The following is a 22,075-nucleotide window of genomic DNA, read 5'->3' on the forward strand; positions in this document are numbered from 1 at the left end:
GGGTTCCGGTTAGAGTGATCTTCGGTGCGCCGGGAAGCCTGGTCGGCATGCCCGTAGGCGACCCTGCCGACGGGCGTCGAAGCCGGACGGAGCATCTCTCGATGTCGCATTCTGTGACGCATGCGTCCCCACATGGCCGGTTCCGGCGGTGGGTGTCGCTGGAGACCACGAGCGGGGCCTTGCTCCTCGTCGCGGCGGTCGCCGCGCTGCTCCTGGCCAACTCACCGTGGCGCGACCACTACACCACGGTCTCCGATGCCGTCATCGGCCCCGCCGCCCTGCATCTGGACCTGTCCGTGTCGGCGTGGGCCGCCGACGGACTCCTCGCGATCTTCTTCTTCGTCGTGGGACTCGAACTCAAGCATGAGATCGTCGCCGGGAGCCTGCGCCGCCTCGGGGAGGCGGCGGTACCCGTGCTCGCCGCCGTCGGCGGGATGGTCCTGCCGGCGATCGTGTTCGTCACGGTGGTCGTGGCGCTGGGCGACACGTCCGCGTTGCGCGGGTGGGCGATCCCCACCGCCACGGACATCGCGTTCGCGCTGGCGGTGCTGGCGATCTTCGGCCGAGGACTACCGGTCGCGCTCCGCACGTTCCTGCTGACGTTGGCGGTCGTGGACGACCTGTTGGCGATCATCGTGATCGCCGTGTTCTACACCGCCAGCCTGGACTGGATCGCCCTGGCGCTCGCCGTCGCCGCGATCGTGGTGTTCCGGGCTGTCGCCCGCTCGGCCCACCCCAGGTGGTGGCTGCTGCTGCCCCTCGCGGTGGTCGCGTGGGGCCTCATGCACGCCTCCGGGGTGCACGCGACCATCGCCGGTGTCCTGCTCGGGCTCTGCGTGACCGCCCGCCCCGTCCACGGCGAGCCCACCGCACGCACGCACCGGTACGAGCACGCGGTCCGTCCGATCTCCTCCGGGTTCGCGTTGCCGGTGTTCGCGTTCTTCGCCGCCGGGGTCACGTTCCTCGGCGGAGAACGCACCGACGCCGTCCTCGCGCAACCGGTGGTGATCGCGATCGTCCTCGCCCTGGTGGGCGGAAAGATCATCGGCGTACTCGGGGTCACGGCACTGGCCACCCGGTTCACCACACTGCGCCTGCCCGACGCGATCGGCCTGCGCGACCTGCTGCCGATCGGGTTCCTCACCGGCATCGGCTTCACCGTCTCCCTGCTCATCGCCGAGCTCTCGTTCCCCGACTCCGTCCACACCGACGGCGCGACGATCGGTGTGCTCGCCGGCACGGTGCTCGCCGCGACCCTCGCCGCCGTCACCCTGCGCTGGAACGCCCGCAAGACACGGAACCAGGACATGAACGAGGACGGAATCGTCGACACCGACACGCGGCCCATCCGCGACCCTGCCGACACATAGCTGACGCCCCGCCCGACGAGCGCCCTGACCCAGCGTGCTCACGTCGGGTCCGAGCCTGCTTCCGGGGGGGGCCGCCACGCCGGGGCGTGGCGGCCCCCCCGGACCTGTCTCCGAGAGAGCCAGGCCCTCAACGGTGCCCACTCCCTCGACTGGTGGCCAGCAGACGGCGGGCGGACCTGGAGGATCGAGTGGCAGTCCGGTCCCTACGCCTTCGAGGCAGCCGAACAGGTTCTCAACAGCAATCCGAAGGAATCGCTCGCGTTCACCGCCCCACGGGTCATCAGCCCCGGCGACACCATCGCCAACCAGCACCGCGCCCCCCTGTACGTCCTCGACATGCGGGTAAACCTGCGCGCCCGCCCTGACCCCGGTCGGCGTCGACGATCGGCACGGCGCTGTGTCCGCCGGCCTACAGCCCTGAGGCCGCAGAAGCACCCGACGACCAACCGCGCTTCTCCACGCAATGATCCTGCGCCCCAGCAGTGACACCACCCTCAGTCGGGCACGGGTCCGCAGCCTCGTCGTCGCGCTCAGCGTCGTGGTGCACGGCGTCACGGCCATGCCCGGCCGCCGCTGGGATGCCGCGGGTCATCCGGAAATATCGAAGCAGTGACGGTCGACGGATCGGTGTGTGCCGGAGGCGTCCCGCATCCGTCATGACGCCGTCACAGCCGGCCCCGCGACCGCTGGTCCGCTGCCTCCGGCAACTGATTCAGCGGTTTGCGGGGCACCGGCCTGGGTAGGCGTCCGGCGGTGTGTCGCCTCGGAAGAAGGGCGGATGCCGCGCGGGCGGCGCGGCGGGTGCTGGCCTGTCCGGGCATGTTCATGGAAAGGCCCCTCCATGACCCAGATACAGCGCCCAGGCGTGCGATGGGTCACTGAACAGTCCCGTGTCACCACCACGGAACTCTTCTTCGACCTGGTGTTCGTCTTCGCGTTCCTTCAGGTCACCACGCTGATGACCGCTGACAGGGGTGCACTCGGTATCATGCACGGGTTGCTGGTCCTGGCCGCGCTCTGGTGGTTGTGGTCGCTCTTCGCCTGGCTGAGCAACCGGGTACGGGCGAACTACGGTCTGACCCGGCTCACCCTGCTGGCGGTGACCCCGGTGATGTTCGCGCTGGCGGCCATCACGCTGGAGGCGTTCAGAGGCTTTTCCGGCGGCGTGGTGGCTCCCGTCGGGTTCGTCGGCTGTTACGCCACGGTCCGGCTTCTGTACCTGGGGCTACGCTGGTACGCCACGCCGGGGCTGCGGGGCCGTGACATCGTGTCGCTGGGTGTGCCCGCGCTCATCGCCGTCTGTCTGCTGCTCAGCGCCGCGCTGCTGCCGCTCGGCCGGTTCGGCGACACCGCGACCTTGGCCGGCCAGATCGCCCTGTGGGTGCTGGCCATCAGCGTCGACTACGGCGCCGGGATGGCGCTACCCGCTCCACGGCGAAAGATCTTTTCCGCCCGGCATTGGGCCGAACGACACAATCTGATCATCATCCTGGCCTTCGGCGAGGTCCTGGTGTCGATCGGCATCGCCGGCAGATACCTGCACGCCTCGGCGAGTCTGCTCATCGCCTCGGCGCTCGTCGTCGTCGTGGTCGGCTCCCTCAATTGGATCTATTTCGATCTCTCCGCGCTCGCCGGAGAGCATGCGCTGGGTACCGCCGATCCGCATTACCGGGTCCGCCTCGCCCGGGACGCCTACACCTACCTGCACCTACCGATGATCGCAGGGGTCATCCTGCTCTCCCTCGGGCTCAAACACATTCCGGCTCTGGTCGAGAACCCCCACTCCTATGACCACGCCGAGCCGCTCGACTCGACCGGCCGGTACACGATGTACGGTGGTATCGCTCTGTTTCTGCTGGCCCACGCCGGGTTCCAGTGGCGGCTCGGCCACGCCACCCGTATCGTGGCCTGGCCCCGGCTCGCCACCGCCGCGCTCCTGCTTGCCCTGCTTCCGGTCACCGCCCGGCTTCCCGCTCTACAGTCCCTGGCCTGGCTTGCCGCGGTCTGCCTGTTGGCTGCCGTCGCCGAGTTCCTAGTCAGCCGCCGGCAGCGGCGGCGGCTACGCCAAGCCCTGTCCGAGCAGACGGGGGGCGAACCCGCAACCGACGACAACACCGACTCGGCGGGCCCGCCACCCGCTGCCGGAAGTGGCTGCTGACGTACCCCATCGGGGCGGAACCTGAAGCAGGAACTTCGGCTGTTCGACATCGTCTTCGCCGTGGTCACGTTCTCGATCGTGGCGCAGGGCGGGCTGGCTCCGCTCGTGGCCCGCTGGTGCCGCGTGCCGATGCGGACCATCCCGGTGCAACCCTGGGCGGTGGGCATCCGGGTGCAAGGCGAGCCGGTCGGACTGCGGCACTACACGATCACGTCCGGCGCCCCGGCTGACGGGCGACCGGTGTTCGAGCTCAGCCGGGAGGAGGGGTGGGTGAGCTCGGTGAGCCGTGACGGCGAGCAACTCCGGCTCGGTCGGGAGACAGCGCTGCGGGCCGGCGACGAGGTGCTGGTGGCCGGCGGTGAGCAGCCCGCCGCAGAGCAGGTCTTCACCGGTCGGGACGAGTGAGGTGTTTCGTCGGCGGCCCGTTGGGTAGCCGGCGGCCTCGGGAAGGTGGTGGATCGGGTGAATCTCGGCAAGCTCGGCGACATGGTGGTGGGCACGGCTGGGGATGTTCGGTCAGCCGCCGAGCAGGCGGCGGATCTCCGGGGCAGCGGGGTGCGCCGGTGCGACGACGAGGAACCGGCGCAGCATCGCCAGCGCCTCGCCGGGACGGGTGGTGCGTTGAGCTAGGCCCAGCACCAGCAGCCCGTCCGGCGACTCGGGCGCGTGATCGAGATCTTCCTGGCCGTCCGCTCGGCTCCGGCCGCGTCTGTGGAGCGCAACAGCGCGAACACCAGACGCAGCCGGACGCCGTCGTCGGGCCATTCCCGCAGACGGCGGCGTCGTACCGCTGGCTCTCCAGATCCTGGGCACAGCGCGACCGCCGTCGGGTCGGCGCGAGGCGTCACGGCCGGTGGGGCAAGCCGATTGGCGGCCACGGCGACGGTCGCCACCAGAGCTACCAAACGACCGGCGGCGGACAGCTCGGACGTCGCCGAGCGGGTGCTCCGCCGCAGCGTCGAGGTCCTGCGACCGCACCTGCGGGCCGGTGCCCGGGTGGTGGGGCTGGAGCCGAGCTACACGGCGGTGTTCCGCAGCGACGCCCACGAGCTGTTCCCGGCCGACGACGACGCCACCCGGCTGCGGGAGCAGACCGTCACCCTCGCCGAACTGCTGCACGAGTACAGCCCCGGCTGGCAGCCGCCCCACCTCGACGCGCACGCCCTGATCCAGACCCACTGCCACCACCACGCGATCCTCGGCACCGCCGCCGACCAGGCCGTGCTGGCCGCCGCCGGGGTGGACGCCGAGTTCCTCTGTCGCCGGTCATCTCACCACCGCCATCGCCACCTCCGACACGCGGCCCGCAAGCGCTCAGCCGCCTCATCCCCACCAGCGGCACGGATCGGCGACCCCGGCACACCGACTTTCAGCCGCCGCACAGCGTGGGCGATCGGCGACTGATCAGCCGGTCGTCGACGCGAAATGCCCCACGGCGGCGACGGCGAGGACAAGGAAGACCGCGGGAAACGCGATGTTGTGGAACACCCGCGCGCGGACGTGAGCCAGGATCGCGCCGACGAAGAACAGGACGAGGCCGACGGCTGCGGCCAATCCGATGGGATGTACGCCGAGAAGGCCAAGCACCAGACCGATCACGCCGGCCCCCTCGACGACTGCGAGGTAGGGGATCCACCGCGCGGAAAGTCCCACCTCGGCGCAGTTGCGCATCACGAAGTCCGCCCTGATCACCTTGGCGGCCACCTCGATGGCGTTGGCGAGGACGCAAAGGAGGGTCGCGACGACCAGGACGCACTCCAGTACGGCGATCATGACGCGCCCCGGCGCGATCGAGCAATCGGTAAGCTCATGGGTGCCTCCACGTGCACGGGTTCATCAGGTTGTGGTCTCCCGCCCCTCCTGACGCCCCGCACGCATGAAAGGTGACCAGACGTGGAACTCGTCGAACATTTCGAGGCTTCGAGGGCCCGACTGATGTCGTTGGCCTATCGCATCGTCGGCTCGCACCACGATGCCGAAGACGCGGTGCAGGCCGCCTGGCTGCGCGCGCGGTCGGCCGACCCGGCGCAACTGGTCAACCCCGAGGGCTGGCTGACCACGGTGACGGCACGTCTGTGCCTCGACCAGCTTCGCGCCCGCCAACGCCAGCGCGAGGTCCCGCTCAGCGCCGACGACATCCCCGGCGAGCAGCTCACGGCCGACGAGGCGTTCGTCCGTCGTGAGGACGTCTCCCGTGCGCTCCTGGTCGTGCTCGACGAACTGTCTCCCCCGCAGCGGGTGGCCTACGTGCTGCACGACCTCTTCGCCGTCCCGTTCTACGAGGTCGGACCCGTGCTCGACACGACGGCGGCCGCGGCGAAGAAGCTCGCAAGTCGGGCGCGGATCCGACTCAGGGACGCTCGTCCGGTCGACCTGTCAGGGTCCGCCCACCAGATGGAGATCATCGACGCGTTCCTCGCCGCGGCGCGTGGCGGCGACATCGCGCGGCTCGTCACGCTCCTGGCGCCTGACGTCGTCCGCACGTCCGACCTCGGATTCCTCGCCGACGGCACCGCGCCTGTCGTCCGGGGCCCCTGGGCGGTCGCGGAGGAGACCAGGGCGTTCATGGACCGCATCGCCGCCGCCGTCCCGGTCCTCGTTGAGGGTCACCCCGGAGCGGTGATCGCCCCTGGTGGGCACCCGCTCGCACTGATCCGAATCCGCATCCATGACGGTCTCGTCACGAGCATCGCCATCGCGCCCTACGAGCGCGGCACCGTGTCCCTGCCTGCTGCCTTGTGTGACGGGGCCTGGCGGTCATCCACCGGCCGGCCCTGCCCCTGCTACCACCGGCGGCCCATCCCCGACGACCCCCACCTCGGGCAGCACCGTCTCCACGGACACTGACGCGGCAATCCCGTGGGTAAGGCGTCCCACCGGCTTGTTCGGAGGGGCACCTACCGGACGTCGAACCCGGAGCTCCGCGAACGAGAAGCCACGCAGGCGGCGTGCCCTGGAGTTCGAAAACGAATGTTCCAGGGGGTATCGGGTTCACCAGAACTCCACGAGGCGGAGGGTCGCGGACGCGCGACGTGGGACCGGGGATTCTGGGAGGCCGAAGAAGGCACCCCACTTCCTCATCGAGGGGCATGTCTTCGACTGCTACGCGCCCACTGATCCTGTGCAAGCGCGCGCTGTCTGGAGCGCAGTGGCCAAGAAGATCGAGACGGAGCAGACCCAACGTGTCAGGTTGAACCTCCACGACTGGCGGGAGACCTCGCCGTGTCCGGACACCGCGCGCGCCGGACCAGCGGCGCGCCAAGGAACCTGTCGAAACTTCCTAGCATCCGGTGCGAATCGTCGTTACTCCGTGGCGGCGAAACGCTCGACGTTGTCGACGGGGCCGACGACGAGGATGAGATCGCCGTAGCTGAGGGTGGTGTCGGGGGTGGCGTGGGTGAAACCCGGCGTATGGCCCCCGATGCCCGCCTGCGGCTTGACCGCCACCACGGTCACACCCCATCTGCTGCGCAGCCGGGAGTCGCGTAGCGGCATGCCGACCACGTCTCGTGGTGGCGTGGTTTTGATCACGGCGAAGTCCGCGTCCACTTCGACGTAGTCGAGGATGCGGCCGGTGAGCAGGTGGGCGGTGCGTTCGCCCATGTCGTGTTCGGGGGCGATGACGTGATGGGCGCCGACACGCGTGAGGATGTTGCGGTGCTGTCCGCTGATGGCTTTGGCCCAGATGTCGGGGATGCCGAGTTCGGACAGTAGGGACGTGGTGAGGATGCTGGCCTGGATGTCGGTGCCGATCGCCACCACGGCGCGGTGGAAGTCCCCGACGCTGAGTTGCCGCAGCGCTTCGATGTCCGTCGAGTCTGCGGTGATCACGTGCGGAATCTGTCCGACCAGTCCCTGCACGATCTTCGGGCGGTGGTCGATGCCGAGGACTTCGGTGCCCCGCTTGACCAGTTCCAGGGCCAGGGCGGTGCCGAAGCGGCCCAGACCGATCACGACCACCGGTTCGCTGCGGATGTCAGCCAACGATCGTCCTCTCCTCGGGTAGCTCGAAACGTCGGTTGCGGTCGCGTAGGGCCAGGGCGGAGGCCAAGGTGAGGGGCCCGATGCGGCCCGCGAACATCAGCAGCACGAGCAGGATGTCGGCCTGCGGGGGCAGGTTGCCGGTGATGCCGGTGGACAAGCCGACGGTACCGAAGGCGGAGACGACCTCGAACAGCACCGCGTCGAGCCGGTACGGGGTGATGGCCAGCAGGATGAAGGTCGCGACGACCACCGCACCGACGCTGAGCAACACGACGGCGAGGGCTTGCCGCTGGTTGCTGGCGGGAATCCTGCGGTGACCGACGTTGACGTGGGTCTCGCCGCGCATCTCCGACCACAGGACGAAGGCGAGCAGTCCGAAGGTCGTCACCTTGATGCCGCCGGCGGTGCCGGCGCTGCCGCCGCCGATGAACATCAACACGTCGCTCGCGAGCAGGCTCTCCGGGCGCAGGGCGCCGATGTCGACGCTGTTGAAGCCGGCGGTGCGGGTCATCGCCGAGGCGAAGAAGCCGGCGAGCAGTTTCTGCGGCCCGTCGAGCGGACCGAATGTTCTCGGGTTCGAGTACTCGGCGAACGTGAACACGACGGTGCCAGCGGCCAGGAGGGCGAGGGTGAGCGCGATGGTGATGCGGGTCGTGACCGACCAGAACGCAGGACGTCGCCAGTTCCGGGTGAGCTCGAACACGACCGGGAAGCCCAGGCCGCCGAGAATGACCGCGGCCGCGACGGTGAGGGTGATCCACGGGTCGGCCACGTACCTCACCAGGCTGTCGGCGCGGGTGGAGAAACCGGCGTTGTTGAACGCGGAGATGGCGTGGAACACGCCGTCATACAGGGCCGACGCGACCGGCTGCTGGTACGTGGTGGCGAATCGGATCGTGAGCAGGCCGGCGACGACGGCCTCGCTGAGCAGGCTGAACAGCACGATGCGACGTACCACGCCGCGCACGTCGCTGAGATTCAGGCTCTTGGTCTCCGCCTGTGCGAGGAAGCGGGCCCGTAACCCGAGCCGACGTGACAGCAGTACGGTGAACAGGGTGGCCAGTGTCATGATCCCCAGGCCACCGGCCTGGATGAGCAGGAGGATGACGACCTGCCCGAAGCCGGACCAGTAGCTGCCGGTGTCGACGGTGATCAGGCCGGTGACGCAGACCGCCGAGGTGGCTGTGAACAGTGCGTCCACGAACTCGGCACGGTGGCCGGAGCGGGTCGCCACCGGCAGCGAGAGCAGGCCCGTACCGACCGTGACGGCAGCGGCGAACCCTGCGGTGATGACCTGCGCCGGGTGCCGGAACCGGTCGCCACCACGCTGCCAGGCCGGCCGACGGGTCAGCAACCGCACCATCCGACGCCAGGCCCCCTGGCGCGGCGTCGCCGGCTCCCGGGGAAGCGTGCCAGGGCGGTCGGCCGGGCCCGAATCCACCCGCGCGTCCGGAGGCCGATGCCCCGCAGGCTGCTGGTGGTCAACACGGTGCGCATCCTGCCATGCCTGCTGCTGGTACGCAGGTGGAACTCCGGCGTCCGGCAGGGTGTTGCGGGGCGATTGAACAAGCGTTTAATCTGGTGTCGTGGACTCGGCGGGCGTGGGATCTGCGGGTGACGGGGGGCAGTTGGCCACCGTGAGCCGGATCCGTGACGCCGCCGTCGCGCGGTTCGCCCGCGACGGATTCCGGGCTGGGCTGCGGACCATCGCCGCTGACGCCGGCGTGACCGCCGGTCTCGTCGTCCACCACTTCGGTTCGAAGGACGGGCTTCGTCGCGCCTGTGACGAGCATGTCCTCGCGGTGATGCGCGAGGAGAAGACCAAGGCGCTGACCGACGGCACGGGAACGATGCTGCTGGCGCAGATGGCGGCGGTGGAGCGGTTCGCGCCGATGGTGCGGTACCTGCTGCGCAGCATGCAGGCCGGTGGTGAGTTGGCACTGAAGCTGGTCGAGCACATGATCGCCGACGCGGAGGAGTACCTGTCGGCGGGCGAGACCGCCGGGGTGATCCGGCCCAGCCGGGACAGGGCGGCCCGCACACGGTATCTGGCCTATCAGGCGACGGGCAGCATGGTGCTGTGGTTCACGCTGCATGGCGCCGACGCCGAGCCGGCGGAGTTCGCCGCCCTGTTCCGCCGGTACGTCGAGGGCCTCGCACCGCCTGCCCTGGAGTTGTTCACGCAGGGTCTGCTCGTCGACCGATCGATGCTCGACGAGTACCTGATGTACGTGCCGGACCCGCCGGCGGCAGCTGACGTCGACAGCACTGCGAGCTAGTGCCACCACGCCCCCTGCTGGGCTTTCCCTGCCGCGAACGCGCGTGATCGACCACACCAGAACCCCGTATCGCCCGGAGTTCTCCTTCTGACGAGGTCCATGACGATGACCGCTGCCATCGATATCCGTCACATCGACAAGTCCTTCGGCCGGGTCAAGGCCCTCGACGGGCTCGACCTGCGTGTCGAAACCGGCACCGTGCACGGCTTCCTCGGCCCCAACGGCGCCGGCAAGTCCACCACCATCCGGATCCTGCTCGGTCTGCTGCGCGCCGACGCCGGCCAGGCCCGCCTGCTCGGCGGCGACCCGTGGACGGACGCGGTGACGCTGCACCGCCGACTCGCCTACGTGCCCGGCGACGTCGAGCTGTGGCCGAACCTCACCGGCGGTGAGGCGATCGACCTGTTCGCCCGGCTACGCGGCGGCACCGATCCGGTCCGCCGCGACGAGCTGTGCCAGCGCTTCGACCTCGACCCGCGCAAGAAGGGTCGCACCTATTCGAAGGGCAACCGGCAGAAGGTGGCCCTGATCGCGGCGCTGGCCAGCGATGTGGAGCTACTCCTGCTCGACGAACCGACTGCTGGGTTGGACCCGCTCATGGAGGCGGTGTTCCAGGAGTGCATCCGTGAGGCCAAGGAGGCCGGCCGCACCGTGCTGCTGTCCAGCCACATCCTCGCCCAGGTCGAGGTGCTCGCCGACCAGATCTCGATCATTCGCCACGGCACCATCGTCGAGACCGGCTCGCTGACCGACCTGCGGCATCTGACCCGGACTTCGGTCGACGCGATCACCGACCGGCCGGCCGGTGCCTTGGCCGGCATGGCCGGCGTGCACGGCCTGCGGTCGGAGAACGGCCATGTCCGCTTCGAGGTTGACGGCGACCACCTCGCCGCCGTGGTCCGCCGGCTCGGCGACCTCGACGTGCAGGGCCTGACCGTCCGTCCGCCGACGCTGGAGCAGTTGCTGTTGCGCCACTACGGCGACGAGCTCGCCCGTCACGGTGCGGCGGAGGCGGCGTGATGACGACGGCAACGGTCGGCCACCCGGTGCACGTCGGTGTCGGCGGGGGCAGCGCCATTACCGGAACCGGCACGATGCTGCGGTTCATGCTGCGCCGCGACCGGATCCGCTTTCCCGCGTGGACGCTCGGTCTGACACTGCTGATGACGTACTTCGTCACTGCGCTGGACACGCTCGTCGAGCGCCCGGAAGACCTGGAGGGCCTGACCGCGTTCTCCCGCAGCCCGGCCGGTGCGCTGTTCGGCGGACCGGGTTTCGGCTTCGATGAGCTGACCATCGAACGGTTCCTCGCCGGCCAGTACGGGCTCTACGTGGCCATCGGTGCTGGCCTGATGGGCCTGCTCACCGTGGTGCGGCACACCCGGGCCGAGGAGCGTTCCGGCCGGGCCGAACTGATCCGCGCCAACGTGGTGGGTCGGCACGCCCAGCTCACCGCCGCGCTGATCCTCGCAGCCACGATGGCGGTGTTGGTCGCTCTGCTGATCGGTGCGATGCTGACCGGCCGCGGCTTCGACGCGGGCGGGTCCCTGCTGTTCGGTGCCTCTGTCGGCGCGGTGGCCCTGCCCTTCGCCGGTATCGCTGCGGTCGCCGTGCAGGTGTCGGAGTATCCGCGAGTGACCTCCGGGATGGTCGGTGCCGCGCTCGGCGCCGCGTTCGTCCTTCGTGGACTGGGTGACATGGCCGCGGTACAGGGCAGCGGGCCGTTCTGGCTGTCCTGGCTTTCACCTGTTGGTTGGTCCCAGCAGACCGCGGCGTACGTTCACAACCGCTGGTGGCCTCTTGCTGTCTCGCTGGCCTTCTCGGTGGTGGCCGTCACCGCCGGTTACGTTCTGTCGGCGCGGCGGGATCTTGGCGCCGGCCTGATGCCACCCCGGCCGGGACCGTCGCGGGCCGCGACCTGGCTGGCCAGCCCGTTCGCGCTCGCGTTCCGGCTGCATCGGGCCAGTCTGCTCGGGTGGACCACGGCCCTGCTGGCTGCGGGTCTGGCCTATGGATCATTCACGCAGCCGCTGCTCGACGGTTTCGAGAACGCACCCGAGGACCTGCTCGCCGTCATGGGCGGATCGGAGGATCTGCTCGCCGGCTACCTCGGCATGATGGGGCTGACCATGGCCCTCGCTGTCGGCGTCTACGTGGTGCTCGCCGTTCAAACGCTCCGCGCGGAGGAGACTGAGGGTCGCGCCGAATCTGTGCTCGCCACCTCGGTCAGCCGGCCCGCCTGGCTCGGCAGCCACGTCGCCGTCGCGGCCCTCGGCGTACCGTGGCTGCTGCTCGTCGCCGGTCTCGGTGTGGGCGTGGGGGCGGCGGTGAGCACCGGCGACGCCGAGGTGGTCGGCGACCTGCTGATCGGGCACGTCGCGCACACCCCAGCGGTCTGGCTGGTCCTCGCCGTCGCCGCGCTGCTGTACGCGGTGGCCCCCAGGGTGCAGCCGGCGGTCTGGGTCGTGGTCGGCTACGGGCTGGTCGCAGGCTACTTCGCTCCGATCCTCGACATCCCCGACGCCGCGCTGCGCCTGTCACCGTTCGAACACGTCGGTGACTACCCCCGGGAGGACGTCAGCGCCGTCGCGGTCGTGGTGGTGACCCTGCTCGCTGGCGTGCTGCTCCGGGCCGCCATGATCGTGTTCCGCCGTCGCGACATGGCCAGCGGCAGTTGACAGTTCCGGTGCCGCCGAGGAGCCGGCGCGGGGATATGTGGCTGCGCTGGGCGTCGGGCGACGGCCACCGTGTGGTCCTCCGGGACGACCAGGTCGTGAAGGACCACGCGGTGGCCGCATCTGGTCCGCGCCGGGGCGAGCGACACTCCCCGGCGTCGTCGGCCTGGATCTGGTGGGGGGTGGCCCGGCAGCCACCGGCGGGGACGGCAGGGCAGGTCCGCGCGGCGGTGCGGCAGAGACCGGTGTGGGGCGGGCGCTCGGGGCGACGCCCCGGGGCCCGAGGACGACGAGGTCGGGTCGTCCTCCGTACCACGCCGAGGGGTTGTTACCGCGGCGTGGTCAGGTGGCAGTCGGCGTGACCGCACTTCGTCGACGCGCCAGGACGACCAGCAAGGCCCCGACGACCAGGAGCACCGCCCCGGTGCCGGCGGCGGTCACCACCCACCCCGTGCCGGTGCGCGGCAGCGGTCCGCCGCCGCTGTTGTTGCCGTCCACACCGTCGTCTCCGCCGGTTGAGCCGTTGTCACCACCACCGAAGCCGCTGTCCGGATCGGTGCTGTCACCCACCGCGATGGTCAGCTTCTTCGTGTCGCTCACCGGATCACCGCCCGTGGTGCTGCCGCTCATCTGCACCGTGAGTCGGTAGAGGCCCGGCTCGCTGAATGCCCAGTTGCCGTGGGCGTGGGTGTTCGGCGCGATGTCGATCTGCTGCGGGAAGGGCTTTGCGGAGTCGAAGAGCACCTCGGGTGTGCCGAAGGCGCCGGTCAGGAACAGCGCGTAGCGTCCGGGTCCGTCCACTCCCCTGAGGGTCCAGGTGACATTGCCCCTCGTGCCGGAGGTGACGGACTGGTGCTGCGTGTTCCAGCCGGGCCAGACGATGCCGGCCTGCTGGGACTGGGGCAACATCCAGACGGTGTCACCGGGCTTGCCGAGGAAGTCGACCCCGGCCGGAACATCGATTTTCGCGTTGTCCTTCACCTGGAGCACCACGTCGGCCATGTCCCGCCATACCGCCGGGCTGACCGTGTCGTCCTTGATCCGGATGACGAAGCGGCCGCGTTCGAGCTGGGGTCCCATGTCGACGTGCCCGTCGGAGATCACCTTCCGGGCACCCGTACGGGCGGTGGAGGGAGCCGCTCCGGAGGACACCTGTGGGGCGGCCATGACCTGCGGGGCCGCCGACGACGGCTGGGTGGCCGCTTGCTTCCGTGGGGGGATCGGCACGGCAGCCACCGCGGGCGGTGCGGGCGGGGGTGCCGCCGAGGACACGACGATCGGAGGGACGACGATCCGGTAGGTCTGCTCGGTGGAGGCGGTGCGGCCCTCGCGGAGAGCAACCGAGGCGGTGAGGGTCAGCCGGTGTTCTCCCGGCGCGTCGAACATCCACACGGTGGGACCGGTGCGGGCCGCGGCGGGTAGCCGCACGGCTTTCGGTGCCTCGGGTGCGCTGCCGAGCAGCAGGGTGGGGGCACCGAGCGGCGAGAGGCCGTGGACAGTGACCCGGCCTGGCCCCTCGGCTGACCGTAGGGAGATCCGCACCGTGTCGTCGACGGTCGCCGTGGCGGGTACCCCGGTGGCGTCCAGCAGGGGAAAGCCGTGCGATCCGTTGGTCAGTGACCACACGGCGTGACCGGGTTCGCCGAGGAAGGCGAAGGTCTCCCCGGCCGGGACGCGGGCGGCCGTCCCCGTGCTGGTATCGATTTCGACCTCTTCCGGCTCGCGACCGGTGACGCCCTGGTTCGCCTGCACCGCGTCACGGATCCGCAGCGAGAGGTCGCCGTCGTCGAGGGACACCGACAGCAGGTCCGCGCCCGCCGGTGAGACGGTCGGCGCGGCGGTCGGCGCGGCGGCGGCGGGGGTAGCGGCCGGCAGTGCGAGGAGCCCGAGAACGAGGACGGCGCAGATTCCTCGGTGTTTCATGCTTTCCTCTCCTCCCGGCCGCGGAACTGTCTCGGCGGGGAATCTGTCGTGAGGTGACTGTGGACGGTGTGGGTGCCGGCAGCGGTGTCCGGTCCCGTTCGGTGACGGTGCTGCGCCCGGTTCCGGTGGCGGACGTCAGACGGGGTCGCCGACGGGGGTCGCCGACGAAGGCACCCGCAGTCTGCGTCGACACCCCGGTGGCGATCGCCGCAGCCGCCCGGTTGTCGCGGCTCGCCAGAGCGGGGCTCCACGGGCGGCGCGGATGGCGGCGTCTCACGGCTCCTCTTCGTCCGTGCGGTGCCCGGCGGCCGGGTCGCTCCGCGCCGGGGACGCGGCAGCGACCGGCGTGGCGGACGCCGGGTCGCCGGCGGCCTCGGCCCGGCCCGCGGCACGGGCCTGCTCGATCGCGAGGGAGATGCGTCGTCGTTGCCGACGGCGCACCGTGACCGCGGCCCATCCGGTGAGCGCCAGGAGCAGGAGCAGGATCAGGTGGGGCCAGGGTGGGGCCCAGAAGTGGCTCTGTGCGGTGGCGGTGGCCGGGAAGGGATCGAGCACCTCCTCGCCGACCGGCTGGGGGCGGACGGAGGTGAGGGCGGCCATGCGTCCCAGGGGTGACGCCCCGGTCAGCCGGACGGTGGTGCGCAGGGAGTCGCCTGGCAGGATCTCTGGCAGGACGCCGGTCTCGGTGCTCCGGGGGAGGAGGCCGAAGGGGCCGGTCACCCGCAGCGAGGGCACGCCCTGGAGACGGACGTTGCCGGTGTTGCGCACCGTGAAGGTCGCGGTGACCGCGCCTCCGACGAGGGGGTTGAGCGACCCGGTGTGTCGGACGTCCAGGTCCTCGACGCTCAGGGCGGGGGCCAGCTCACCGGTCACCCGCAGGTAGATGCGGGAGCCGACCCGGTGGTCGACGGTGACCTGGTTGCCGTCGGCGTCGCTGCTGGTGCCGGCGAGGGTGGCGACGATGCCGCCCGCGTGGTCACCGGGGGTGGCGTTGGTCGGGACGGTCAGCGTGAAGGGGATGTCCAGGCGGGAGGTCGACGGGATGGTCACCGTCCGCTGGGGCAGCCGTACCCAGGCGCCGACGTGGGTCGGTTCGCGGTCGGCGGGCAGTAGGTCGTATCCGCCCTGTGCCGTGGTGAAGGCGTCGCTGGCGTACACGGCGACGGTGACCGGGCGGGTCGAGTGGTTGACCACCCCGACGTGGTCGGTGACGGTGGCGCCCGGGTCGAGCTTGTAGGTGAAGTTCGAGCGGCCGTTGGGGCCCTTCGCGGTCGACGGCGCCACCCCGATGGTCACGACCCCCGGGGGGACGTCCGCCGAGGGGGTGGCGCGGGTCGGGGGTGGGGAGGGGGACGGCGCAGCCGCGAGTCGGGAGGTGGCCGGGGCCGCGGGTGGTGACTGCGCGGCGGGCGCGGACGGTGTACCGGCGAGGACGAGGGTTGCGGCGACGGCCGCGAGCGCGCGCATGCGGTCGGTTTTCCGTTCCAGGGGCAGGAGGGCATGACGGGTCCCGGGGTGGGACCGGTGCGGGTCCCACCCCGGGAGACATCAGATGGCGGTGAGGGTCAGGGTCGCGGTGTAGGTGCCCGGAGTGGTCTCCGTCGGCAGGCTCAGCCGCAGCCCGGCGCCGAGCTTCGCCGTGCCCCGACCCGCTCCGTCGGGAGCGGTTCCGAGGACAGCGCTGTTGCCCAGGCCCCCGCCGGCACCAACGACGTACGGTGCGACCGCCGGCCCGGCAGTGACGCCTTGGCCGGTGCCCTGGCTGAGTACCTGGGGCGTCCAGCCGAGGTAGCCGGCGCTGAAGCTGGCACCGTCCTCGGCGACGAAGTCCTGCGGGATCTGGCCCGAGGCGCTCCAGCCGGGGCTGGCGGAGCGGGTGTCGGTGACCGTCACCGGCCGCAGCTCGCCCTGGCTCTCCCATCGCTCGCCGCTCGGGTTGAGCTGCGCGGGCGGAAGGACTACGGCGCGGTCGTCGGGGTTCACGCTGATGGTGAGCGAGCCCGCGGTGGCGTCGATCGCGGCGGTGATGGTCTGGGAGGCTCCGTCACCCCCTGGAGGGAACGCCACCCACAACGACACCGGCTCGCTGGTCGCGACGACGCCGTGGTTGTCGTCGTAGAGCTTGGCCACGTACTCGCAGGCGTTCAGCTCCCGGGTGGCGGTGAAGGTGTAGCTCGGGCCGGCCTCGCCCGGGATCACCGCGAACTCGTCGCGGCCCGGGCACCTGCTGAACCAGTGGTAGTGGTCCAGGTCGGTCTGGGGCGTCTGCACCGTGTGGAGGGTGACGGTGTCGCCGGGCTGGTACTCGTCGGCCATGCCGGTGACCCGCAGGGACACGTCCGGATCGCTCACCGCGTCGCCGACGAGGAAGGAGTACTCCACGGGGCCGGTGCTGACCTTGGTGCCGTTGGCGAGGGTGCCGTCGGCCTGGAAGGTCAGGGTGTAGCTGCCCAGGGCGGTGAACGCCCAGTTGGCGTGCGCGTGGGTGCCGACCGGCACGTCGAGGGCGTCCGGCAGACCGTCGTCGCTGCGGAACTTGACCAGCGGGCCGCCGAACGCGTCCTGCATGAACAGGGTGACGTCGCCCGGGCCCGACACGTCGACCAGCGAGAGTCTCACCTGGTTGCCGGCGAGTACGCCGGAGGCGAGCCGGGTGGTGTTCCAGCCGGGCCACAGCAGGTCGGGGTTCTGCGTCATGGGCAGCAGCCAGACCTGTGAACCGGCCGGGCCCAGGAACGCGAACCGCGGGTCGTTCGGCACCGGGGTGGCCGCCTGGGGCAGCACCTGGAAGGTGACGTCCGCGGGGTCGCGGGTGACGGCCGGGCTGACGGTGTCGTCGTGCACCTTCAGGATCAGTTTCCCGTCGGTGTAGTGGACGTCGACCGCGTCGGTGTGTCCCTTGGACAGCACCACGCGGTCGGCAGCCGACGCCGTGGCCGGTGCCAGCACCACGCCGGCGGCGACCACCGCCCCGGCGATCAGGGCCGCGATTCCTCGCGGCCGGGTAGTGATACTCATTTCTCCCCTTCCAGGGCCCACACCGGTCGGTGGGGCCGACGTCGCACTCCCGGTGACCCGCCGGTCGGCGCGGTCACCAGGACGCCTTGCGGATGCCCGGCAGTTCTCCGCGCAGGGCCATATCGCGGAACCGGACCCGGGACAGTCCGAAGCGGGTCAGGACCCCGCGCGGGCGGCCGTCGACGACGTCGCGGCTGCGCAGCCGTACCCGGCTGGAGTCCCGGGGCAGGCGGGCCAGCCGCCGGACGGCGGCGTCGCGGGTTGCCGGATCGGTGTCCGGGTGGGCGATGGTCCGCTTGAGTTCGGCGCGGCGGTCGGCGTGCCGGGCGACGAGGGCGGCCCGGCGGGCCTGCCGGTTGACCAGGCTCGTGCGCGCCATGTCAGCGGGCCTCGCGGAACTCGACGTGCCGGCGCGCGATCGGGTCGTACTTGCGCAGCGTCAGGCGGTCCGGGTCGTTGCGGCGGTTCTTGCGGGTGACGTACGTGTAGCCGGTGCCGGCGGTGCTGCGCAGCCGCACGATCGGGCGTAGTTCGGTCTGCCGGGCCATCAGATGCGCACCCCACGGCCGCGGAGCTGGGCGACGACCGCCTCGATGCCCTTGCGGTCCACGGTCTTGAGCGCCTTGGCGGTCAGGGTCAGCCGCACCCAGCGCCGCTCGGAGGGCAGCCAGTAGCGGTGGTTCTGGATGTTGGGGTTCCAGCGACGGCGGGTGCGCCGGTGCGAGTGGGACACGGCGTTGCCGAAGCTCGGCTTCGCCCCGGTGACGTCACAGCGTCGGGACACGGGTCACTCCTTCGGTCGAGTTGAACAGTAACGACAATCATTTTCATTTCTACATCGTCTGATCGGGCAGCCTTCATCCGGGGCCACCCTCCACCTGCACGAGCACCGCCGGATCGAGCCGGTACCCGACGCCCCGCACGGTGCAGATCACCGGCAGGTCGGCGCCGACCTTCGCCCGCACCCGGCCCACATGGACGTCGACGTTGCGGGCGCCGACGCAGGGATGACCCCAGACCCGGTCGAGCAGTTGCGCCCGGGTGAACACCCGGCGCGGGTGCTCGACGAGGTGCCACAACAGATCGAACTCGCGCCGGGTGAGCACGACCTCCCGGTCGCCGCGGTAGACCACCCGCGCCTGCGGAAGCACCCGCAGCCCCTCCCACCGCCCGACGGCCGGAGGGCCGGGTTCGGCGGCGTCACCCGGCCGGGCGGCGAACTGGTCCACCAGCCGGAGCAGGCGGGTCACGTCAGCGTCGGCCGCGCCCGCCACCAGGGGCACCCGGACCGCGATCACCACCCCACCCCCATCGCCCACCAGCCCCGCAACGCCACCGGGAGCAGCACTCGCCTGACCCTCGTCATCGACCACGTGTTTATAATGACAATCGTTTTCAACAAGTGTCGAGAGGTTTGTGATGTCGACGTCCCCGCTCGCACCGGCCGGCCCCGGCGTCCCGGCGGCCGACCTCCGCCCGTCGCTGACCGTGCTCAGCGGCTTCTGGCCGTCCGCGACGTACGCCCTCGCCCGCGCGCTGCTCGTGGCGGACCCGTCGCTCGTCCTCGTCCGCCACGAGCTGGCGGACCTCGACGACGGGATCGTGCACCGCACCGTGCGCGACGGTGCGGGCGTGCTCGAGGACGAACGGATCACCCTGGCGCACGGGTGCGTCTCCTGCACGCTGCGCGAGGACGTGCTGCCCACCCTCGCCCGCCTGGCCCGCGCGGACCGCGACCGCGACCTGCTGTTGATGCTGCCCGAGGTGGTCGAACCCGAGGCGGTCGCCGCCGTGTGCGCCCACTGCCTCGTCGACGGCGCGCCGATCACCGATCTGCTGCACGTCGACTCCTACGTCACCGTGGTCGACGCCGAACACCTGCTGGACGGCCTGGCCAGCACCGACGACCTGAGGACCCTCAACATCCAGGCCGCCGGCAACGACGATCGGGCGCTCGCCGACGTCGTCGTCCGGCAGATCGAGCACGCCGACACCCTCGTGCTGTGGGGGCAGTCCCGCGAGGGGGCCTACGACACCACCCGACTGTCCGTCCTCCTCGATCGGATGGCCCCGTGGGCGACCCAGGTCCGCGTCGACGCCGACCTCGTCGACGCCCACGCGCTGACCCGCCAGCTCCGCCGTACCCGCCGGCACCACCCCGAGAACCCCGGCGTCCTGACCCGAGGGCTGGAGGGCCACGCCCTCGGCGTGCACGAGCCGGAGCCGGACTGTGGCGTGGTCTCGGTCGTGTTCCGCGCCCGCCGCCCGTTTCACCCCCGGCGGCTGCACGACGTCCTCGAGGAGGTCAACGCCGAGGTCATCCGCTCACGGGGGCACATCTGGCTGGCCAGCCAACCCGACACGGTCATCGCCTGGGAGTTCGCCGGCGGCGGTCTCGGCCTCGGCTCCCTCGGCCGGTGGCTGACCGCTCTGCCCGACCCCCGGTGGGATGAGGTCTCCGACAACCGCCGGCTCGCCGCCGCCCTGGACTGGGACCCCTACTACGGCGACCGGCACCAGCACCTCGTCCTGATCGGCCTGGACCTCGACCCCGTCGAGACGCACCGCACCCTCGCCGGCTGCCTGCTCACCGACGCCGAACTCGCCGACGGCGAGGCCGTCTGGCGGACCTACGACGACCCGTTCACCGACTGCTTCCCGCTCGCCGAACCCGGCAGCACCGACACCGAAGGAGAACCAGCATGAAGCCCGGCATCCACCCCGAGTACCGGCCCGTGGTCTACCGCGACCGGGCGGCCGACTTCGCCTTTCTCACCCGATCCACCGCCACCAGCGAGCAGACCGTCGAGTGGACCGACGGCCACACCTACCCTGTCATCGACGTGCAGATCTCCTCCGCCAGCCATCCCTTCTGGACGGGCAGGCAGCGCCTGCTCGACACCGAGGGCCGGGTCGAGAAGTTCCGCGCCAAGTACGCCCGCCACGCTTCCCGGCGGTCGTGACGACCAGGGCCCGCGTCGGCTGAGCGGGTCACCGGGCGCCACCCCGGCGGTCGGCGGCGGTGCGGCACCGGGGCCTGTGCGCCGGGATGCCGCACCGTCGGCGCCGACGCGTCGATCGCCGGGACGAACTCGACCGGCAGCCGGTCACCGGGGGAGGCAGGCGGCGCAGGTACCCATGATCTCCAGGGTGTGGTTCACGTCGGTGAACCCGTGCCGGCCGGCGACGCGGCGGGTCCATGCCTCGACCGTGGGGCCGGTGACCTCGACCGTGCGCGCACAGTGCCGACAGACCAGGTGGTGATGGTGGGTACGGCTGCATCGGCGGAACAACTGTTCCCCCGAGGGCAGGCGCATGGTGTCCACCTCGCCCGCCTCGACCAGGCTCTGCAGGGTGCGGTAGACGGTGGTGAGCCCGACCGTCACACCCTGCTCACGAAGGTCGGCGTGCAGGCGTTGCGCGCTGCGGAACCCGTCGCAGCGGTTCAGCAGCTCGATGACCTCCGCCCGCTGCCGGGTGTTGCGAGCCGCACCCGGCAGCGGCCCGACGGTCACCGGCCGCCCCCGTCCGGTCCGGCCGCCGGCTGGGCCGACCCGTCGGCCCGGAGGGCGGCGACGGTGACGCGCACCGCGGTGGTCAGGGACAGTCCACCGTCGTCGACACGGGCCGGCTTCAGCGCCCGCGCCGCGTCGGCGGTGGCCGCCTCGAGGCGGTCGGCGGGTACGTGCCGGAGCAGCGCCCGCCCGCCGTGCGACCACATCCACTCCATCCAGTGGTCCACGTCGCGGAACCGGCTCTCGACCCGGTGCTCACTGATGGCGGTGACCGCGAGGCCCGCCTCGGTCATGGTCGCCCGGATCGTCCGCTCGTCGGCGAACGGATCGGCCTTCGGCACCGGCCATGGCTGGTCTGCGGGCAGGTGCGTGGCGAGCGCCTCGACGGCGGCCACGTGGGCCGGGTCCGGGGCGGCGAAGGTGCTCACCGCCAGGCGGCCCGGCGGCCGCAGCAGCCGCGCGTACGCCCGCAGCGCCCGCTCGGGCTCCGGCAGCAGGAAGACGACCATTCCGGCCAGGACGACATCGAAGCCGCCCGGCGGAAGGTCCGGCTGCTGGGCGTCACCGATCCGGACGTCGACGTGGGTCAGGCCGGCGCGGGTGACGTCCTGCGCGGTGAGCGACACCATCGCCGGGGCGAGATCGATGGCCGTGACGTGCCCGGTCGGCCCGGTGGCCTGGGCCGCCGGAAAGAGGACGGCTCCCCGGCCGGAGCCGACGTCGAGAACACGCTCACCCGGCCGGATCCCGGCACAGCGCACCAGCTCGGTGCCGAGCGGCCCGAAGAACGACACGCCGGTGCGGTCGTAGTGCGGGGCAGCCTGCTCGAACGCCTCGACCGTCGGGTTCGGCCATCCACGGCTCGTCATCGACGCTCCCTTCCCGCCCGCCTGTTCGCCGTCGGTAGCGATCCGACCGCAGGTGGGTCGCCCACGACGACGCGCTATTTGGTAATGAAAATCCTAACCGATAAGTCGCCCCGCCGGCCACGAGCACGTCGACGGCTCAGCATTCCGGCAGCTCGGACGGGATGAGGTCGACGACCGCCCGCAGGTGCCGCAGTTCCTCGACCGGGCCCATCGACATCCCCCGTCCGCCCACCGGCTCGACACCGCAGCAGGAGCGGGGCCGGGGCACGCTCGCTTGCCCCGGG

The 22,075-nt window shown here is 71.2% G+C and carries 21 protein-coding genes and 3 pseudogenes; 11 read left to right on the top strand and 13 right to left on the bottom strand.

The genetic code is table 11. The features are described 5' to 3' along the window. Positions 1 to 101: 101 nt before the first annotated feature. From nhaA to ACQUFX_RS21515, 3 genes are all read left to right on the top strand, one after another. Positions 102 to 1,370: a Na+/H+ antiporter NhaA gene (gene nhaA, locus ACQUFX_RS21505; RefSeq protein ID WP_428962119.1), complete on the top strand. Its 1,269-nt coding sequence runs from the start codon at positions 102 to 104 to the stop codon at positions 1,368 to 1,370. An 841-nt stretch (positions 1,371 to 2,211) separates the two neighbouring features. Next, the gene (locus ACQUFX_RS21510) at positions 2,212 to 3,528 is read left to right on the top strand and encodes a low temperature requirement protein A (RefSeq protein ID WP_428962120.1); all 1,317 of its coding nucleotides are present in this window, start codon (positions 2,212 to 2,214) and stop codon (positions 3,526 to 3,528) included. Positions 3,529 to 3,588: 60 nt separating this feature from the next. Further along, positions 3,589 to 3,933 (top strand): potassium/proton antiporter family protein, encoded by a 345-nt coding sequence (locus ACQUFX_RS21515; protein ID WP_428962121.1) that lies wholly within the window; start codon positions 3,589 to 3,591, stop codon positions 3,931 to 3,933. Positions 3,934 to 4,044: 111 nt separating this feature from the next. On the opposite strand, the gene ACQUFX_RS21520 is transcribed toward ACQUFX_RS21515, so the two are convergent. Beyond that, a complete protein-coding gene (locus ACQUFX_RS21520) occupies positions 4,045 to 4,167 on the bottom strand; it encodes a hypothetical protein (RefSeq protein ID WP_428962122.1) in 123 nt (40 codons plus the stop codon). Positions 4,168 to 4,458: 291 nt separating this feature from the next. Here ACQUFX_RS21520 and ACQUFX_RS21525 point away from each other — a divergent pair. After that, positions 4,459 to 4,785, top strand: a pseudogene (locus tag ACQUFX_RS21525) (FAD-binding oxidoreductase); the annotation flags it as partial. Between the two features lie 147 nt (positions 4,786 to 4,932). Here ACQUFX_RS21525 and ACQUFX_RS21530 read toward each other — a convergent pair. Beyond that, positions 4,933 to 5,301, bottom strand: a complete 369-nt coding sequence (locus ACQUFX_RS21530) for a DoxX family protein (protein ID WP_428962123.1) — start codon at positions 5,299 to 5,301, stop codon at positions 4,933 to 4,935. A gap of 120 nt (positions 5,302 to 5,421) precedes the next feature. Between ACQUFX_RS21530 and ACQUFX_RS21535 the strand changes: the two genes are divergently transcribed. Beyond that, a complete protein-coding gene (locus ACQUFX_RS21535) occupies positions 5,422 to 6,375 on the top strand; it encodes a sigma-70 family RNA polymerase sigma factor (protein ID WP_428962124.1) in 954 nt (317 codons plus the stop codon). A 106-nt stretch (positions 6,376 to 6,481) separates the two neighbouring features. Further along, a pseudogene (locus tag ACQUFX_RS21540) lies at positions 6,482 to 6,739 on the top strand (hypothetical protein); the annotation flags it as partial. Between the two features lie 92 nt (positions 6,740 to 6,831). On the opposite strand, the gene ACQUFX_RS21545 reads toward ACQUFX_RS21540, so the two are convergent. Next, the gene (locus tag ACQUFX_RS21545; RefSeq protein WP_428962125.1) at positions 6,832 to 7,512 is read right to left on the bottom strand and encodes a potassium channel family protein; all 681 of its coding nucleotides are present in this window, start codon (positions 7,510 to 7,512) and stop codon (positions 6,832 to 6,834) included. Beyond that, positions 7,505 to 8,875: a TrkH family potassium uptake protein gene (locus ACQUFX_RS21550; RefSeq protein ID WP_428962126.1), complete on the bottom strand. Its 1,371-nt coding sequence runs from the start codon at positions 8,873 to 8,875 to the stop codon at positions 7,505 to 7,507. Before ACQUFX_RS21550 ends, ACQUFX_RS21545 begins: the two co-directional genes overlap by 8 nt. Before the next feature lie 274 nt (positions 8,876 to 9,149). Here ACQUFX_RS21550 and ACQUFX_RS21555 point away from each other — a divergent pair. From ACQUFX_RS21555 to ACQUFX_RS21565, 3 genes and pseudogenes are all read left to right on the top strand, one after another. Further along, positions 9,150 to 9,647: pseudogene (locus tag ACQUFX_RS21555) on the top strand (TetR family transcriptional regulator); the annotation flags it as partial. Between the two features lie 249 nt (positions 9,648 to 9,896). Beyond that, a complete protein-coding gene (locus ACQUFX_RS21560) occupies positions 9,897 to 10,811 on the top strand; it encodes an ABC transporter ATP-binding protein (RefSeq protein ID WP_428962127.1) in 915 nt (304 codons plus the stop codon). Beyond that, positions 10,811 to 12,469 carry an ABC transporter permease gene (locus ACQUFX_RS21565; RefSeq protein WP_428962128.1) on the top strand — a complete coding sequence of 553 codons (1,659 nt, stop codon included), beginning with the start codon at positions 10,811 to 10,813 and terminating at the stop codon, positions 12,467 to 12,469. The genes ACQUFX_RS21560 and ACQUFX_RS21565 overlap by 1 nt, the downstream gene beginning before the upstream one ends. A gap of 339 nt (positions 12,470 to 12,808) precedes the next feature. On the opposite strand, the gene ACQUFX_RS21570 is transcribed toward ACQUFX_RS21565, so the two are convergent. The 7 genes from ACQUFX_RS21570 to ACQUFX_RS21600 form a co-directional block, all read right to left on the bottom strand. Further along, on the bottom strand, positions 12,809 to 14,389 hold the full coding sequence (locus ACQUFX_RS21570) for a TIGR03773 family transporter-associated surface protein (protein ID WP_428962129.1): 1,581 nt from the start codon (positions 14,387 to 14,389) through the stop codon (positions 12,809 to 12,811). Between the two features lie 273 nt (positions 14,390 to 14,662). Continuing rightward, entirely contained in the window at positions 14,663 to 15,856 is a 1,194-nt protein-coding gene (locus ACQUFX_RS21575; RefSeq protein WP_428962130.1) for a WxL protein peptidoglycan domain-containing protein, read from the bottom strand. Between the two features lie 81 nt (positions 15,857 to 15,937). Beyond that, positions 15,938 to 17,407: a choice-of-anchor M domain-containing protein gene (locus tag ACQUFX_RS21580; RefSeq protein WP_428962131.1), complete on the bottom strand. Its 1,470-nt coding sequence runs from the start codon at positions 17,405 to 17,407 to the stop codon at positions 15,938 to 15,940. A gap of 73 nt (positions 17,408 to 17,480) precedes the next feature. After that, positions 17,481 to 17,786 carry a 30S ribosomal protein S14 gene (gene rpsN, locus ACQUFX_RS21585; protein WP_428962132.1) on the bottom strand — a complete coding sequence of 102 codons (306 nt, stop codon included), beginning with the start codon at positions 17,784 to 17,786 and terminating at the stop codon, positions 17,481 to 17,483. A gap of 1 nt (position 17,787) precedes the next feature. After that, positions 17,788 to 17,955, bottom strand: coding sequence for a 50S ribosomal protein L33 (gene rpmG, locus ACQUFX_RS21590; RefSeq protein ID WP_428962133.1), 168 nt, complete (start codon positions 17,953 to 17,955; stop codon positions 17,788 to 17,790). Continuing rightward, positions 17,955 to 18,191 (bottom strand): 50S ribosomal protein L28, encoded by a 237-nt coding sequence (gene rpmB / locus ACQUFX_RS21595; protein WP_428962134.1) that lies wholly within the window; start codon positions 18,189 to 18,191, stop codon positions 17,955 to 17,957. The genes rpmG and rpmB overlap by 1 nt, the downstream gene beginning before the upstream one ends. A 73-nt stretch (positions 18,192 to 18,264) precedes the next feature. Then, complete coding sequence (locus tag ACQUFX_RS21600) at positions 18,265 to 18,705, bottom strand: winged helix-turn-helix domain-containing protein (RefSeq protein ID WP_428962135.1); 441 nt, start codon at positions 18,703 to 18,705, stop codon at positions 18,265 to 18,267. Between the two features lie 118 nt (positions 18,706 to 18,823). Between ACQUFX_RS21600 and ACQUFX_RS21605 the strand changes: the two genes are divergently transcribed. Together ACQUFX_RS21605 and ACQUFX_RS21610 are read left to right on the top strand one after the other, a co-directional pair. Next, a complete protein-coding gene (locus tag ACQUFX_RS21605) occupies positions 18,824 to 20,113 on the top strand; it encodes a CobW family GTP-binding protein (protein WP_428962136.1) in 1,290 nt (429 codons plus the stop codon). After that, positions 20,110 to 20,370 (top strand): type B 50S ribosomal protein L31, encoded by a 261-nt coding sequence (locus tag ACQUFX_RS21610; RefSeq protein WP_428962137.1) that lies wholly within the window; start codon positions 20,110 to 20,112, stop codon positions 20,368 to 20,370. Before ACQUFX_RS21605 ends, ACQUFX_RS21610 begins: the two co-directional genes overlap by 4 nt. Positions 20,371 to 20,514: 144 nt before the next feature. Here the strand turns inward: ACQUFX_RS21610 and ACQUFX_RS21615 are convergent, their stop codons facing one another. Both ACQUFX_RS21615 and ACQUFX_RS21620 read right to left on the bottom strand, forming a co-directional pair. Then, positions 20,515 to 20,922 (bottom strand): Fur family transcriptional regulator, encoded by a 408-nt coding sequence (locus tag ACQUFX_RS21615; protein ID WP_428962138.1) that lies wholly within the window; start codon positions 20,920 to 20,922, stop codon positions 20,515 to 20,517. After that, on the bottom strand, positions 20,919 to 21,791 hold the full coding sequence (locus ACQUFX_RS21620) for a class I SAM-dependent methyltransferase (protein WP_428962139.1): 873 nt from the start codon (positions 21,789 to 21,791) through the stop codon (positions 20,919 to 20,921). Before ACQUFX_RS21620 ends, ACQUFX_RS21615 begins: the two co-directional genes overlap by 4 nt. Positions 21,792 to 22,075 lie beyond the last annotated feature (284 nt).

Source organism: Micromonospora fluostatini (genome assembly GCF_050410825.1).
GTDB lineage: Bacteria > Actinomycetota > Actinomycetes > Mycobacteriales > Micromonosporaceae > Micromonospora > Micromonospora rosaria.

Excerpts from the sequence above, each read along its gene's own strand:
- ACQUFX_RS21575 (WP_428962130.1), bottom strand. The coding sequence starts at position 15,856 with ATGCGCGCGCTCGCGGCCGTCGCCGCAACCCTCGTCCTCGCCGGTACA.
- ACQUFX_RS21570 (WP_428962129.1), bottom strand. The coding sequence starts at position 14,389 with ATGAAACACCGAGGAATCTGCGCCGTCCTCGTTCTCGGGCTCCTCGCA.
- ACQUFX_RS21610 (WP_428962137.1), top strand. The coding sequence starts at position 20,110 with ATGAAGCCCGGCATCCACCCCGAGTACCGGCCCGTGGTCTACCGCGAC.
- ACQUFX_RS21580 (WP_428962131.1), bottom strand. The coding sequence starts at position 17,407 with ATGAGTATCACTACCCGGCCGCGAGGAATCGCGGCCCTGATCGCCGGG.
- ACQUFX_RS21620 (WP_428962139.1), bottom strand. The coding sequence starts at position 21,791 with ATGACGAGCCGTGGATGGCCGAACCCGACGGTCGAGGCGTTCGAGCAG.
- ACQUFX_RS21550 (WP_428962126.1), bottom strand. The coding sequence starts at position 8,875 with ATGGTGCGGTTGCTGACCCGTCGGCCGGCCTGGCAGCGTGGTGGCGAC.
- ACQUFX_RS21530 (WP_428962123.1), bottom strand. The coding sequence starts at position 5,301 with ATGATCGCCGTACTGGAGTGCGTCCTGGTCGTCGCGACCCTCCTTTGC.
- rpmG (WP_428962133.1), bottom strand. The coding sequence starts at position 17,955 with ATGGCCCGGCAGACCGAACTACGCCCGATCGTGCGGCTGCGCAGCACC.
- nhaA (WP_428962119.1), top strand. The coding sequence starts at position 102 with ATGTCGCATTCTGTGACGCATGCGTCCCCACATGGCCGGTTCCGGCGG.
- ACQUFX_RS21560 (WP_428962127.1), top strand. The coding sequence starts at position 9,897 with ATGACCGCTGCCATCGATATCCGTCACATCGACAAGTCCTTCGGCCGG.
- rpsN (WP_428962132.1), bottom strand. The coding sequence starts at position 17,786 with ATGGCGCGCACGAGCCTGGTCAACCGGCAGGCCCGCCGGGCCGCCCTC.
- ACQUFX_RS21565 (WP_428962128.1), top strand. The coding sequence starts at position 10,811 with ATGACGACGGCAACGGTCGGCCACCCGGTGCACGTCGGTGTCGGCGGG.
- ACQUFX_RS21510 (WP_428962120.1), top strand. The coding sequence starts at position 2,212 with ATGACCCAGATACAGCGCCCAGGCGTGCGATGGGTCACTGAACAGTCC.